Annotated in this window: 14 protein-coding genes, 1 tRNA gene and 2 pseudogenes; 10 read left to right on the top strand and 7 right to left on the bottom strand. The window is 56.2% G+C overall.

What is annotated here, in order from left to right:
* Positions 1-5 precede the first annotated feature (5 nt).
* Entirely contained in the window at positions 6-476 is a 471-nt protein-coding gene (locus tag B3349_RS17445) for a gamma-glutamylcyclotransferase family protein (protein ID WP_291590645.1), read from the bottom strand.
* Between the two features lie 48 nt (positions 477-524).
* Here B3349_RS17445 and ureE point away from each other — a divergent pair, with 48 nt between their 5' ends.
* The 10 genes from ureE (at position 525) to B3349_RS17395 (ending at position 8,504) form a co-directional block, all read left to right on the top strand.
* The gene (gene ureE, locus B3349_RS17440) at positions 525-1,118 is read left to right on the top strand and encodes an urease accessory protein UreE (RefSeq protein ID WP_291590640.1); all 594 of its coding nucleotides are present in this window, start codon (positions 525-527) and stop codon (positions 1,116-1,118) included.
* Complete coding sequence (locus B3349_RS17435) at positions 1,115-1,447, top strand: DMT family transporter (RefSeq protein WP_291590639.1); 333 nt, start codon at positions 1,115-1,117, stop codon at positions 1,445-1,447. Before ureE ends, B3349_RS17435 begins: the two co-directional genes overlap by 4 nt.
* Complete coding sequence (locus B3349_RS17430) at positions 1,444-2,154, top strand: urease accessory protein UreF (protein ID WP_291590638.1); 711 nt, start codon at positions 1,444-1,446, stop codon at positions 2,152-2,154. The genes B3349_RS17435 and B3349_RS17430 overlap by 4 nt, the downstream gene beginning before the upstream one ends.
* A complete protein-coding gene (gene ureG / locus B3349_RS17425; protein ID WP_066536813.1) occupies positions 2,151-2,816 on the top strand; it encodes an urease accessory protein UreG in 666 nt (221 codons plus the stop codon). The genes B3349_RS17430 and ureG overlap by 4 nt, the downstream gene beginning before the upstream one ends.
* Positions 2,817-2,869: 53 nt before the next feature.
* A tRNA-Ser gene (locus tag B3349_RS17420) sits at positions 2,870-2,959 on the top strand.
* Positions 2,960-3,600: 641 nt separating this feature from the next.
* Positions 3,601-4,584 carry a TIGR03299 family phage/plasmid-derived protein gene (locus B3349_RS17415; RefSeq protein ID WP_291590636.1) on the top strand — a complete coding sequence of 328 codons (984 nt, stop codon included), beginning with the start codon at positions 3,601-3,603 and terminating at the stop codon, positions 4,582-4,584.
* A 147-nt stretch (positions 4,585-4,731) separates the two neighbouring features.
* The gene (locus B3349_RS17410; RefSeq protein WP_291590635.1) at positions 4,732-5,790 is read left to right on the top strand and encodes a YqaJ viral recombinase family nuclease; all 1,059 of its coding nucleotides are present in this window, start codon (positions 4,732-4,734) and stop codon (positions 5,788-5,790) included.
* 317 nt (positions 5,791-6,107) lie between these two features.
* Entirely contained in the window at positions 6,108-7,232 is a 1,125-nt protein-coding gene (locus B3349_RS17405; RefSeq protein WP_291590634.1) for a recombination directionality factor, read from the top strand.
* A 108-nt stretch (positions 7,233-7,340) separates the two neighbouring features.
* Positions 7,341-7,676, top strand: a complete 336-nt coding sequence (locus tag B3349_RS17400) for a helix-turn-helix domain-containing protein (protein ID WP_291590632.1) — start codon at positions 7,341-7,343, stop codon at positions 7,674-7,676.
* 78 nt (positions 7,677-7,754) lie between these two features.
* Positions 7,755-8,504, top strand: a complete 750-nt coding sequence (locus B3349_RS17395; RefSeq protein ID WP_291590631.1) for a hypothetical protein — start codon at positions 7,755-7,757, stop codon at positions 8,502-8,504.
* A 682-nt stretch (positions 8,505-9,186) separates the two neighbouring features.
* Here B3349_RS17395 and B3349_RS17390 read toward each other — a convergent pair.
* The 6 genes and pseudogenes from B3349_RS17390 to B3349_RS17365 all read right to left on the bottom strand — a co-directional run.
* A pseudogene (locus tag B3349_RS17390) lies at positions 9,187-9,368 on the bottom strand (entry exclusion lipoprotein TrbK); the annotation flags it as partial.
* A pseudogene (locus tag B3349_RS17385) lies at positions 9,349-9,517 on the bottom strand (DUF3363 domain-containing protein); the annotation flags it as partial. The pseudogenes B3349_RS17385 and B3349_RS17390, both read right to left, overlap by 20 nt.
* A gap of 173 nt (positions 9,518-9,690) precedes the next feature.
* Complete coding sequence (locus tag B3349_RS17380) at positions 9,691-10,029, bottom strand: hypothetical protein (protein ID WP_291590629.1); 339 nt, start codon at positions 10,027-10,029, stop codon at positions 9,691-9,693.
* Between the two features lie 311 nt (positions 10,030-10,340).
* A complete protein-coding gene (locus tag B3349_RS17375) occupies positions 10,341-11,711 on the bottom strand; it encodes an AAA family ATPase (protein WP_291590628.1) in 1,371 nt (456 codons plus the stop codon).
* Between the two features lie 99 nt (positions 11,712-11,810).
* Positions 11,811-12,020 carry a hypothetical protein gene (locus tag B3349_RS17370; protein ID WP_291590626.1) on the bottom strand — a complete coding sequence of 70 codons (210 nt, stop codon included), beginning with the start codon at positions 12,018-12,020 and terminating at the stop codon, positions 11,811-11,813.
* A 70-nt stretch (positions 12,021-12,090) separates the two neighbouring features.
* Positions 12,091-13,230, bottom strand: a complete 1,140-nt coding sequence (locus tag B3349_RS17365; protein ID WP_291590623.1) for a hypothetical protein — start codon at positions 13,228-13,230, stop codon at positions 12,091-12,093.
* Positions 13,231-13,245: the final 15 nt, after the last annotated feature.

Genomic DNA, 13,245 nt, shown 5'->3' with positions numbered 1-13,245 from the left:
CCTGCCTAGCCCTGCGGCTTGCCCGCCCTGAACCACGCCAGCCAGTCGTTGGCGGGCACGCGCGGGCAGTGGGCCAGGGCCTGCGGCAGGGCTTCGTACACCAGCATGCGGCAGGTCACGACCAGTCCATCCCCGTGCTGCACGGCCTGGGTCAGCAGCCGCTTGCGGTACTGGCCCAGATCCTGCGGCCAGATGTCTTCCAGCCGGTCCAGCTGCTGCTCCAGCGCGGCGTGCAGGGGGTAGACCTCGGCCAGCACCGGGCCACTGCCATCCAGCTGCAGGCCGGGCCACTGGCCCATGTCCCACAGGCTGCCCTGCAGCCAGGTCGAGCCCACCTGCGCGATGCCGGGCTGAAAGCGCCGGATGTCATTGCTGCCGCCTTCACGCAGCGTGCCGTACACCGCCACATGGTCTGCGCCGCAGCTGTGCCAGGGCGGCATCGCCGCAGGAAAAGGCTGGAAATCGTCTCTTGACATGCATGTCATGCTATCGCTTTCAAAGTCCTTTTTGCACCTGAATTCACCATGTTGACCGCCAACAAACTGCTGCCCCAAGGCCAAGGCCTGTCTGCCCCCCTGCTCAAACGCGCTGCGACCGTGGAGCTGGACTGGGATGTGCGCCAGAAGAGCCGCTTTGCCGCCACCGACAGCCAGGGCCGCGAACTGGCGATCTTTCTGCCACGCGGCCAGGCCGTGCGCGGCGGCGACGTGCTGGTGGCCGAGGATGGCTCCCTGGTCCGCGTGCTGGCGGCGCCGCAGAAAGTGCTGCACATCACCGCCTGCGCAGTACACGGATCGCCCTTCGACCTGATGCGCGCCGCCTACCACCTGGGCAACCGCCATGTGCCGATCGAGCTGCAACCCGACCATCTGAAGATCGAGCCCGACCATGTGCTGGCCGACATGCTGCGCAGCATGCACATGACCGTGGTGGAAGCCGATCAGCCGTTCGAACCCGAAGGCGGAGCCTACGGCGGCCATGTGACCAATGACGGCCACAGCCACCACCACCATGGCCATGCGCATGAACACGCCCATGGGCACAGCCATGACCACGGCCATGCGCACGGTCACGATCATGGCCACGGGCATGACCATGGAAAGTGCAACCACGAATGAACTGGCTGTTCCTGATCGCCGCCGGCCTGTGCGAGATCTTCTACGCAGCCACCATGCCGCGCACCGAAGGGTTCACCCGCCTGGGACCCAGCCTGTTCTGCGTGGCCTTCATCGCGGCCAGCATGTACCTGCTGTCGCTGGCCACGCGCAGCATTCCCGTGGGCACGGCCTACGCCGTCTGGGTGGGCATTGGCGCCGTGGGCACTGCCGTCTACGGCATGCTGTTTCTGGACGAAGACCGCAGTCTGGCCCGCATGGCCTGTTTCGGCATGATCGTGATGGGCATTGTGGGCCTCAAATTCCTGAGCCTGCGCGGAGAGCCGGCATGACCAGCAGCGCCCCTTTGCAGCTTGCGCCCGCCAGCTTTCTGCAGCTGATGTGGCTGGCCTCGCCCGCCCTGCCGATCGGCGGATTTTCCTATTCGGAAGGCCTGGAATCCGCCATCCAGGCAGAGCTGGTCACGAACGAAAGCGAAGCCGCACACTGGCTGGTGCAGCAGCTGCACCTGACCCAGTCCCGCGGCGACATGGCGGTGATTGCGCAGGCTGCAGCGGCCTGGCAGAGCGATGACCGCGAGCGCATTGCCGCACTCAACCAGTGGGTGCGCACCACACGCGAAACCAGCGAGCTGCGGCTGCAGACCGAGCAGATGGGCCGGTCGCTGGTGGATTGGCTGCGCAACCGCCATGCCGGTGATGCGGCGCTGCAGCCCGCCATCGCCTGGCTGGGCACGCAGGATGCCAGCTACCCGATTGCGTTCTCATTCGCCGCACACTGCACCGGCGCCACAGGCCGCGACGCGCTGCTGGCCTATGCCTTCGGCTGGGCCGAGAACATGGTGCAGGCCGCCATCAAGGCCGTGCCGCTGGGCCAGAGCGCGGGCCAGCGCATCCTGGCGCAGCTGACCCAGGACATACCGCAGGCGGTTGACCATGCCCTGGCCCTGCCAGACCATGGTCGGCAAGCCTTTTCCCCCATGCTGGCGATTCTGTCGGCCCAGCATGAACACCTGTATTCACGCCTTTTCAGATCATGACCACCTCTGCACTGCACCACATCCCCCACCGCACCAAGAAACTGCCGCCGCTGCGCGTGGGCATTGGCGGGCCCGTGGGCTCGGGCAAGACCACGATCCTGGAGATGCTCTGCAAGGCCATGCGCGACAAATGGGACCTGGTCGCCATCACCAACGACATCTACACCAAGGAAGACCAGCGCCTGCTGACCATCAGCGGCGCGCTGCCGGCCGAGCGCATCATGGGCGTGGAGACCGGAGGCTGCCCCCACACGGCCATCCGTGAAGACGCGTCCATCAACCTGGAAGCCATTGACCGCATGCTCAAGGACTTCCCCGACGCCGACATCGTCTTCATCGAATCCGGCGGTGACAACCTGGCGGCGACCTTCAGCCCCGAGCTGTCGGATCTGACGATCTATGTGATTGATGTGGCCGCCGGCGAAAAAATCCCGCGCAAGGGCGGCCCCGGCATCACCAAGAGCGACCTGTTCGTCATCAACAAGACCGACCTGGCCCCGCATGTGGGCGCCAACCTGGACATCATGCGCAGCGACACCGTGAAACAGCGCACCACCCCCAAGGGGCTGAAGCCTTTTGTGATGACCAACCTCAAGACCCTGGATGGACTGGATGAGGTGGTGCAGTTCATCGAACGCCAGGGCCTGCTGCAGACCGCCTGATTGCGCCGCGCGGCCCCGGAGGCCGCCGCGCTTTGTGTAGAATCGACGCCTTCGGAGGTTTGGGTGAGTGGTTTAAACCAGCAGTCTTGAAAACTGCCGAAGGAGTGATCCTTCCGTGAGTTCGAATCTCACAGCCTCCGCCAGATGACTATAAAACAAGCGCCTCTCGGGGCGCTTTTTTATTTCATCCACCATCCTATCTACCATTATTTTTCTGATTGGTTCCAGCGGGATCGGACTCCTTCGGACGGTTGTGGAACACCGCTGCAGGTCAACTCCATTTCTTTTCAATCACACATCACTAGCTTGGCCTACCTATCGGGCCTTTAGCCAGCCATGCAAGCCTGGGCTTTTGCCCGGGCTTTTTGCATCTTGCTTTCGACTGGAGCTCTTGATGAACTGTATTACTACGTGTCCTTTTTGCCAAAGCCATGAGGTGGTGCCTCGAACTATGGGCCTCAAGCTGTTTGGCGCCATAGGCCTGCTTGCTGGTGCTGCAGGCGCTTTGAAAACCTCGCTCAAACACCTGCCCACAGGGGGTACCTCACTACCAGACTTGGCACTGTCTAAGGTTGCCGTTGCAGTACTGGCAGCCCTTAGCGCCAGCGCCGTGGGTTGTGAGCTTGGCTGCAAAGCCGGTGCACAACTCGACCGCATGCTCTTGGGAAATCGCTTTTGTACGAACTGCAAGCGAAGCTTTATCTGCCTGTAATCGATCGTTCTTTTGCAGTGCTTTCGGGTACTTTTATTTGAATAAGACTCATTTATTTCTCGTGGAGATTTGATGGCACACCTCATCGAAACCATGGCCTACACCGGCCAAACCCCCTGGCATGAACTAGGTCACGCACTGCCCGCCAAGCAAGGCATTGACGTCTGGGCCCAGGCCGCAGGTATGGACTGGCGTATCCAAGAAGCACCAGTGCGGTATCTGGCTGCAAATATGGAGTTGGGGCTCTCCGGCCTATATGGCGAGCCCAAGGAGTTCCCCGAGCAAAAGGTGCTGTACCGCAGCGACACACAGGCCCCTCTGTCGGTGGTGAGCAACCGTTACCAGGTGGTGCAGCCCAGGGAGGTGTTGGAGTTCTATCGTGATCTCACGGAAGTCGCTGGTTTCGAGTTGGAAACCGCGGGCGTGCTCAAGGCAGGCCGCAAGTTCTGGGCTCTGGCTCGTACCGGCAAGTCGGCAGCGCTCAAAGGCAAGGATGTGGTCAACGGCTACTTGCTGCTGGCCACGTCCTGCGATGGAACCCTGGCCACAGTGGCAATGCCGACGACGGTGCGGGTGGTGTGCAACAACACGCTCTCGATTGCCCTCAAAGATGGCGTCGGTGCCGTCAAGGTGCCGCACAGCACGACTTTCGATGCCCAGGCAGTCAAGCGCCAGTTGGGGGTGGCTGTGGGCCAGTGGGACAGCTTCATGTACCGCATGAAGACGCTGTCTGAGCGCAAGGTCAAGACCCATGAGGCGATGAACTATTTCCTGAAAGTGATCTGCAATGCGGACAGCCACACCGATCTGTCGGTGGGCCTGACCAACGAACGGGCGCTCAAAAAGGTACAGATGCTCTACGAGGGCCATGGCCGTGGGGCCGAGATGCATGCCGCCAAGGACACCGCCTGGGGCCTGCTGTGCGCCGTGACTGAGTTCGTGGATCACGAGAAGCAGGCTCGCAGCCAGGACAACCGCCTGGACAGTGCTTGGTTCGGCCAGGGTTCTGTAATCAAGCAACGGGCTTTGGACCATGCCTTGCAGCTGGTGGCCTGACCATGGCGGATCGCTTCAGCCTTTGGACAACTTGGAGCAAATGCGTCTTTTTGCACCCACCCACTCTTCACTTTTCTCCAACACCACGGGCCGCCTTCTGAGGCGGCTTTTTTATGCCCGCAATACTGGCGGGCCAAGGAGTCTGATATGTCTTTGCACTTGGTAAGTCCTTCGGGGCATGCTGCTTCAGCAGCACCTGCGCCCCTGAGTCGTTCGTCCCGCAAGGGCGCAGCCTTGCGTCTGGTGTCCACCAAAGACCTGCGGCGTGAGGACTGGCTGGAAGTGCGCCGCACCGGTATTGGCAGCTCAGATGCCGCTGCGGCCGTGGGCCTGAATCCGTATCTGTCGCAGTTGGAACTCTGGATGCACAAGACCGGCAAGGCTGATCTATTGCCTGCGGTCGATCCCAGCGACGACACCAGCCCCATGTTCTGGGGCACGCTGCTGGAGCCCATCGTGGCAGCCCATTACACCAGGCGTACGGGCAATAAAGTGCGTCGAGTGAATGCGGTATTGCAACACCCCAAGCATCATTGGATGTTGGCGAATGTAGACCGGGAGGTCATTGCAAACTCCGACGTGCAATTGCTGGAATGCAAGACCGCCGGCATCCATGGTGCCCGGCTTTGGCGCGATGGCGTGCCGGAGTATGTTCAATTGCAAGTGATGCACCAGTTGGCAGTCACAGGCCACCGCGCTGCCGATGTAGCTGTGCTAGTGGCTGGGCAGGAGCTACGGATTTTTCGCATCGAGCGAGACGAGGCCATGATTGCCCGGCTAATTACCTTGGAGCAGGCTTTCTGGGACATGGTCCAAAGCAGCACAGCACCACCTGGCGATGGTTCCGAGAGCAGCGAGAAGGCATTGCGTTGTCTCTACCCCATAGATACCGGTGATCAAGTAGATTTCAGCGATGACGTGGGTCTGAACGCCAGCTTCGAAGAGCTACTGCATGCCCGTTCCGAATTGGACATTGCGCAAAAGCGGGAAGCATGTTTGCGCCAGCACATCCAGATCCACATGGGTGAAGCCAGCAAAGCGGTGTTTGCCAGCGGTGGCTCCATCACCTGGAAGCGCACCAAAGACAGCCAGACCTTCAACACCAGTCAGTTTGTCAAGGACCATCCTACGTTGGCCCAGCGCTACCTGAACGCACGCACAGGCTCACGGCGCTTTTGCGTCTATCCGCCCGAAACCGAGGATTAAGCAGCAGGAGGTGCTTTCCTCATCAGAGAGGCGTTAAACGCCGGCTTCTGCAAACATCCGGCGTAAGACCTGCATCGGCAAGAACCTTACACGACGTCGTTTGAGCTCGCGCCTGAAAAGACGCCCCCTCTCAATGAAGTTGATCTTGGGTTTCATCTCGACCTGATGAGTTGGCTACCAGTCCAATCTAGCAGAAAAAAACAGGCTGCTTGCAACATCGCAGCCCGTCCTAGGATCTCTCCCCTCCTTTGTTTTACCTCTTTCTCTCCTTGTCCTCTGGGGCCTAGCCCTGGAGGACATTTTTATTGGAGCATTCAATGATCAAGGGCTTGATGATCACGCCACCGGTGATTGGCCGCATTGCCATCGGCAAGGTGGTCGAGCGCAATGGCAAGCGCCTTCCCGAAAAGGACGATGAATTTACCATCACCACGCAAGTGCGATCGCGTGGGCAGTGGGTGCTTCACCCTTTGGATGAAGCCTTGCGTCAAGCGATCCATAGCGGCATAAAAGAAGGCATGTCGCCTCCCTCAGAGGATAGTGCTGTGGTTGGCAATTCGGTATCTGTATCGGCAACTACTGCGCCGTCGAAGTCGTCATCCAAACCGGTCTCCTCTCGTCCAACCAGCAAGCGCACCCTGAAGGAAAAGATGGGTGTGTCCACGGACGCAATGCAAGCTGCGGATAGCAAGGCAATAGCTCCAGGAACACCTGCTCGACGTAAGCTGCGCAGCATCCCTGTGCGGGTTCTGTTCAACGAGCCCGATTTGAATCTGCGGGCGCACTACACCTTGTTCGACCGCACAACAGCTAAACCGGTGTGCGTTGGTGATGGAGAGCGCTGCAAACGGATTACTGATCAGGGATTGGAATCATTGCCCTGCTCTGGCCCTAACGCCTGTGGCTTCGGCCAGCAGGCATGCAAGCCCTACGGACGTTTGAACCTAGTGATTGGTGACAACGATGAGTTGGGCAGCTTTATCTTCAGAACAACGGGCTTCAACAGCATTCGAACGCTGACGGCTCGACTGCATTATTTTGCTGCCGTCTCGGGCAACCATCTAGCCGGCATGCCGCTGGAGCTCAAGCTGCGGGGTAAATCCACCATGCAATCACACAGGGCTGCAATCTACTATGCCGATCTGGTGGTGCGCAGTGGCATGTCTCTAAACGAAGCCATCGTCCACGCCAAGGATGTGGCAGCACAGCGCTTGGCGGCGGGGTTCAATCAGACAGCATTGGATGCGACGGCACGCAAAGGCTATACGAATGGCTGTTTCGAAGATGCGCCCGAGGAAGCGGCCCAGATCGTCGAGGAGCTCTATCCAGAAGAGGCCGAATCTACGACAGCTCCTACGCTGACAAAAGCCGATACATCAGGCTTGGCAGCCAGTGATCGCCGACGTAATGGTGTGCATAGTCCGTGTGCACAAAGGCAGTGAATACATAGGCAGTGGACACGCAGTCCGTGGTCATGCAGCCAGTGGGGCAATAGCCCGTGTGCTCATGGTCTGTAGCCAAGTTCAATCGCTCTTGTAACCATAGCAGGCATGGATAAAAAGACATCCCAATGCAGCTCTGAGCCTGTGCTACAGGCCTTTGGGCAAGCGGTGCGGGAATTACGCAAAGCGCGAGGTTTCTCTCAGGAGACCTTCGCCCAATACTGCGGCTTAGACCGCAGCTATCTGGGCAGCGTGGAGCGTGGTGAACGCAATATCACTTTAGCCAACATCGAACGCATCATCGCCGCACTGCACATAAAACCGTCAGAGTTCTTCCTCGCCTTGGATGAGCACTTCCGAGATATCACTGTGCAGCGCGGCAATCTCCATTTGAATGGGTTCGCACCCTACTTCCAGCCGGGGCTCACCAAGCACACACCTTAACCCCCACGTACGCATACAAACACCATCGCTGAGGTGGTGAACGACCGTCGCTGAAGGCCTACCCTAAAGAAATCAACTATGAAAAAGCAATTAACTCTTTGTTGTGCCATTTTTTTGGCTGGTTGCAGCTCCGCTCCTAGCGAAGGAGATGTCGAAGACTTCATGCAAGCAGCATTTGCATCCTGCAAAAACATCGTGGTCAAGGACGTCGCAAAAAAAAATGGCTATGAAGAAAATGACTACTACGCCGTTGAATTCACCTACAGTCTCAAGGTCAAGGATCCAAAGATCTTGAGCGATAAAAAGCAACAGCTCATAGAAGAAATGGAGCAACAGACCAAGGCATCTGCTGCCATGAAAGAAATCGCACAGATAGTTGGTGATCTCGAACACGAGATACAAAAACTAGATTGGGCTGGATATCCGAAAACGAACGATTTCGACAAGCTATACGCCCACCTTCCGGTAGAGGAAAGAACAAGTTTGCTGCATGCAGCACAAGAAGAATATGGTCGCAACCCTCCTGCGGAGCTTCAGCGGAAACGCCAAGAACTCAAGATTCAAAAAGAGGCACTCGATGTACAGAGAGAAAGCTTTCCTCGCTCCCAAATTGTGGGAAATGTCTGGAGCGTTGTCGAAAATTTCTACCAGGAAGGTTGCTCACCGTCTGCAAAACGATTCATGCGTCCGCTACTCCGCGCCCCACGAGAGGCGGCGAACGCGTATAACGATCAAACGCGCTGGTTTAATGAATACGATATACAGATGACAGCCAAAGTACCTATGCACAGGACAGAAAAAGGATGGAACCCAATAAGTGGTCGCTAACATCTTAATATTTAAAGCTTTCAACTCGGCACAGCCAATGCCGAGCTGAAAATTATTTTTTACTTATATATTCATCATAATCCAACATAGCTTATGAGATTTTATATTCAATCTCTCGCGATACAATATAATCACACAGCTTAACTCCATTACATAAGATTCCGAATCTTTTCGGACATCTTCACATAGAACATTTTTAAATTTTCTTTTTAATCCTGAAAAGCAACTCTTCAACCTTATCTTAACTAACAACCATCGATACTTGAAGCGGTTGATCGAAAAGAATAATCTTGATAATTTTGTGGACAGTTCCATCATCCTGAAGCCATTAAATGGACCCATTCAAAGTGGCACCTAATACTTTAGGCTTAGAATTAACATCAGTCATCAGATAACAGCCACCTCCTCGTAGAGCGAAACGATAAAAAGCTTGCAGTAATCAAAGCGGTGGCATCCGTGTTTCTTACCCATGGATTCAGCGCTGCTACAACTGACATTAATCAACGTGCCGCAGGCGTCACGTACGGAGCCCGGTCAGTGCCGATAAAAGACCGTTTTCAGCCGATAAATCGATAAAATGGCTGAATGAGCATGGTGGTGAGCCAAATAAAAACGCTGCAAGCGCGGGTGGGGTATGACGTATCCGGCAGAAAATGAAAATAATGCGGCGAACCACAAGCAATCAGCACTTGGGCGATTCCTTATGCAGCGTGCAGGGGGTTTCGTTGTCGCTATAGAACCACTTGCGCGTAGCTTCGGCTACCCGGTTGCACAGCATGTCGCCGAGCTTTGGGCGGTCGGTCTTACGTTGCTGGCTCAGTTCTTTGATCCTCACGGGGTGGCGGCCAATTCTTCTATTGGCGGCCAGCCTTCTGACGTGAAAGGACACGACCTTCTGCGGGTCTACGTCCAGGGACGGCCTGGCCTTGTGCCACGGCCTGATGATGGTCGATGCGGTACAGGCCATCGCTCGCCAGCACGGTGATGTTCCTGTCGGCTGAGCGCACGTCGGCCCCTCACTTCACCTACACCACGATCCCGTCCAGGTTGACGCTCACCACAAAACATAGGCGGTGTCAGCAAACGACTTCCTGGGATGAATGTCCTTCTTCCCTCCATGAACCACCTCCCTCCGGTTTCACTTTTCACCTCAACAAGGTGTCATCGAAACTGGCAGCAGCCCAAGTCACCAGCCTTGACGAACCACTTCATGGTAGATGAATGGCGAAGCGATCAACAAGGCATCACGCGCATTTTTGATAGATGTCTTGATGGAGGCCCTGCCCTTCGGCTGACAAGCGCTGAGATACTGGTCGAGATATGTCAGCCTGAGGGACCGGTATTCACCCGCATTCAGTTTGAGCCGCTTCACGGTGGCCTTGGCCTGCGTATGCAACGGGGAGCCAATCGGTGCCACATCAGAATTGATCAACATCCGGCCACTGAGCAAGTTCAGCGTGAACAGACCGGAGGTCAGCGTGAACGGATCCAACACATCTTCATGCTCCCTCTTGTTGGTGTTCATGGGCCGACTCGCCAGCCGGAAATTGGACCACGTGTAGGCCTGTGCAACCGGGGCCTTGGACTTGGGTACAAAGTGATCGACGGAAGTGCAATCCAGCGCACGGTGCGTGTAGACGCTCAGATAAGCACACACTCCGGCATGTGCATCATGCATAGCGTCCAGGACTTTCGTCCAATGAGAAGGTAAACGTCCTGCCTGTCCGGCTGGTGCTGGGGCAGTCCAACTCCAGCCTTCCTTGCTTACCCATGCTTGTGCTGGGACCACGACTTTGGCGGCGAATCCAGGAGGTGGCCCGGCGGGTGTTACAGGAATCATGCTGCGCTGTCCTTGCGAGCTGTGCCCTTTTGCCGGCCATCTTCAGTAAATGAAATGGGTGAGACTGGCGACCACCATCCGCGCTTTGCCCCAGCCATCCGCCAACGCGGCCAGAATGGATCTATAGGGCCCAAAACGCCCTCCAATCGCCTCGTCAATTCCTCGGCTTGGGCTGCTGTCGCCTTTTTGTCTTGGATCATGGTCTCTGCCTGGGCGACCAACACCTCTGCTTCATGTGAAGAAGGCCTTTCCAAATCAAACGCGTCACTGACGAGCCAGCGCGACACGTCGCCAAGCCGCTCGAACTCGCGTTGGGTTAGCTGCACCGATGCTTCTTTCTTGGCTGTAGAAGGCATCAAGTCCAGGTCAAACCAGGCATCCTGCTGGGTGTCGAACCTCGGCTCAGCCGAGGCCATAACCAGCGGAGAGTGGGTCGCTACGATTAGCTGCACCTGCGCGGCTCCTACCAATGCTTCAGTCACATCCAGTAAGGCAGATACGATGGTCCGTTGCCAGCGCGGATGAAGATGGGCTTCGATTTCATCGATCAAGAAAACGACCTGCGGAGTAGTGTCTTCCTCAATGAGCTCGGCTGCCTTGATATGTTCCTGCCAGCTCCACACCAGCAAATAAGCCAGCGCAATGATGCGACGAACGCCGGAAGAGGCATGGAGCACCGGAACGGCCTTACCGTAGGCCGTTTTCAACGTGGGCATGTCACGCGCATCATCCAGGCTGATGCGTGTAAGAGGGCCCGGCTCAAGTGGATGCGCCTCAGACTCTGAGAGCTTTGCTAACACGGAGCATAGCTGCCGATAAGCCCCCCCCCCTTCCTTCTGCCAGCCAGCCCAGTCACTCAGCAAACCATTGCATAGCTGCCCTCGCTTGGGGTCCTTCAGGCCGTCCCAAACATCAATCGGGCTGAAGACATAGGCAGGCACACGGTCCTGCACATCTTCATCCCCCACCTTTTTCCAGTAATTCCTGGCAGGATCCCAGATGGCAAAACCACCATCCGCCATGGCATACAGCACCAATCCTGGGTTGTGTGGCCGACCGGCCTTACCCGTCCAGGCCTCATCACGTGGAGAAAACGTGCTCGCGTAACGAATGTCCTTACCCGTCTTGCCTTTGACGACGAACTCGATACTACCCTCCTTGGCAGATTGGGGCCGTGCCACATACCCACTGACCAAGGATTTGTTCAGCGACTGCGGCCAACGTCTCGTCATGGCCCACCAGGCAATGTCGAGTAAGAAGCTTTTTCCCAAACCGTTGTCGCCTGTGATGAGGTTCAAGCGGGGCTTGAGCTCCAGCTTCAATTCGTCCGATGGGCCGACTTTTCGCAGATGAAGTGATTTGAGCATTCAGTCAACCTTTCGTGCGGATGGCCAGCTTTTCAGCACAAAGAGCATGGATGCGCAAGCTCAACCATTGCTGAGCCTGTTGTGCGGAATATTGTTCAATCATGCGGCATTCCTCCGCAGGCTCGTGCTCGACAAAGTTTCGTCGGACACGCCCTCCAGGGGGTAGCCTTGCGCTCTGCAGTAGGTCACGACCATGACCTCGATCATGTTGGCAAGGCTGCGCATTTCACGCTCCGCAGCCGACTGCAAAGCTGCCTTGATGTGCGGCTCCACGCGGACACTGACGACTTGCGATTTGACAACTGACATTGCAGGGCTCCTGTAAGCATTTTGCTAGCAATACGCCAGCATACCGCATTGAGACCATTGAACAAGTTGTTCAGCTTGAAGCCCCACCTTTTGACCACGATCGGCGCCGCGCTGGTAGATTGAGTCTTCGGTAGCGAAGCTCCTTCACAAACAAATCCTCGATTAGCTGCCGAACTTGCTGTTGCGTGCGTACTCCAGATTGATTGCGAATTGATGGCGTCAGGTCGATAACTGTGGTACGGCTTGGATCATAAAGTTTTTCAGTACGTTGCTTGTTGAAATCGAAATCCAGCGCTTGCAGCTTGGTTCTCCAGTTGTGCGCCCCTGGTTCAAGCTGCAGAAAAAGCAGAATCACGCATTGTGGCGCTCCTTGGTTCGATCTCGTTACCTTGGCGAAATGTCCAATCAGCGACTCAGGCCATGTTTTTTGCAGCATCGCAATGTACTTGGATGCTGTTTTAAAAAAATCTAAGTAGGTTTGTATGCCGATGTGGCTAGGTGCTCCTTTTCCGGCCATTGCAGCCCAGGGAGGACCATAGCCTTCAACGACATCCATCTTTACGAGCATTGCAGTCGCTTGTGAAGTTCTGCTCTCAAGAAGCGCAACGTACTTTTCAATTGAACGTTTCGTCTTCAGCATTTCAACGTACAGACGTCTGTTGACGGCACAAGAATGCGGCCTTGCCATCCAGCGCAGTGCCGTCCTCAAAGCTCTTTGCAGCAGCGATACGTCTTCTGGTGTCAACAATCGGCAATCAACAAAGTGGTTGCCTTGTCTTGTGCGAATTTTGTCAATTGCAATTGCTAAAGAAGCGCGAAACGACGTTATGTAAGCGCTTTGACAGTAGACACCCCAGTCATTCCACCCAAGTGGAAATCGGCGTTCAAGGTATTCATCAAGGAGGTCTGCGCATAGCAGCAGCCTCTTACCAAGCTCCGAAACTACGGCACATCCAGATGTTTCATCCCATTCAAAATGAGGCCCACCAATCCTTAAGAGCATGCCCATGTATGTGTGCATCGCAACGCACAGTGCAAGCTGATCGTCATCTTGGAATGACGTTGTTTTGAGCGCGATGCGTCCAGATTCGACACGTGAAAAAAAATTCCTCACCCTCCGTGCGTTTTGAACCTGTTCAGGCGTAAGAAGCTGAACAATCAATCCAACCTTAGCTTCTGCAATTTCCAAAATACTTTTCTTATCACACATTTAAAGTCCCCTCGG

Source organism: Comamonas sp. UBA7528 (genome assembly GCF_002479375.1).
Classification (GTDB): Bacteria; Pseudomonadota; Gammaproteobacteria; order Burkholderiales; family Burkholderiaceae_C; genus Comamonas.
This window is presented reverse-complemented; position numbering and strand designations above follow the sequence as displayed.

Excerpts from the sequence above, each read along its gene's own strand:
- B3349_RS17435 (WP_291590639.1), top strand. The coding sequence starts at position 1,115 with ATGAACTGGCTGTTCCTGATCGCCGCCGGCCTGTGCGAGATCTTCTAC.
- B3349_RS17365 (WP_291590623.1), bottom strand. The coding sequence starts at position 13,230 with ATGTGTGATAAGAAAAGTATTTTGGAAATTGCAGAAGCTAAGGTTGGA.
- B3349_RS17400 (WP_291590632.1), top strand. The coding sequence starts at position 7,341 with ATGGATAAAAAGACATCCCAATGCAGCTCTGAGCCTGTGCTACAGGCC.
- ureG (WP_066536813.1), top strand. The coding sequence starts at position 2,151 with ATGACCACCTCTGCACTGCACCACATCCCCCACCGCACCAAGAAACTG.
- B3349_RS17430 (WP_291590638.1), top strand. The coding sequence starts at position 1,444 with ATGACCAGCAGCGCCCCTTTGCAGCTTGCGCCCGCCAGCTTTCTGCAG.
- B3349_RS17410 (WP_291590635.1), top strand. The coding sequence starts at position 4,732 with ATGTCTTTGCACTTGGTAAGTCCTTCGGGGCATGCTGCTTCAGCAGCA.
- B3349_RS17395 (WP_291590631.1), top strand. The coding sequence starts at position 7,755 with ATGAAAAAGCAATTAACTCTTTGTTGTGCCATTTTTTTGGCTGGTTGC.
- B3349_RS17405 (WP_291590634.1), top strand. The coding sequence starts at position 6,108 with ATGATCAAGGGCTTGATGATCACGCCACCGGTGATTGGCCGCATTGCC.
- ureE (WP_291590640.1), top strand. The coding sequence starts at position 525 with ATGTTGACCGCCAACAAACTGCTGCCCCAAGGCCAAGGCCTGTCTGCC.
- B3349_RS17370 (WP_291590626.1), bottom strand. The coding sequence starts at position 12,020 with ATGTCAGTTGTCAAATCGCAAGTCGTCAGTGTCCGCGTGGAGCCGCAC.
- B3349_RS17375 (WP_291590628.1), bottom strand. The coding sequence starts at position 11,711 with ATGCTCAAATCACTTCATCTGCGAAAAGTCGGCCCATCGGACGAATTG.
- B3349_RS17445 (WP_291590645.1), bottom strand. The coding sequence starts at position 476 with ATGTCAAGAGACGATTTCCAGCCTTTTCCTGCGGCGATGCCGCCCTGG.
- B3349_RS17380 (WP_291590629.1), bottom strand. The coding sequence starts at position 10,029 with ATGAACACCAACAAGAGGGAGCATGAAGATGTGTTGGATCCGTTCACG.
- B3349_RS17415 (WP_291590636.1), top strand. The coding sequence starts at position 3,601 with ATGGCACACCTCATCGAAACCATGGCCTACACCGGCCAAACCCCCTGG.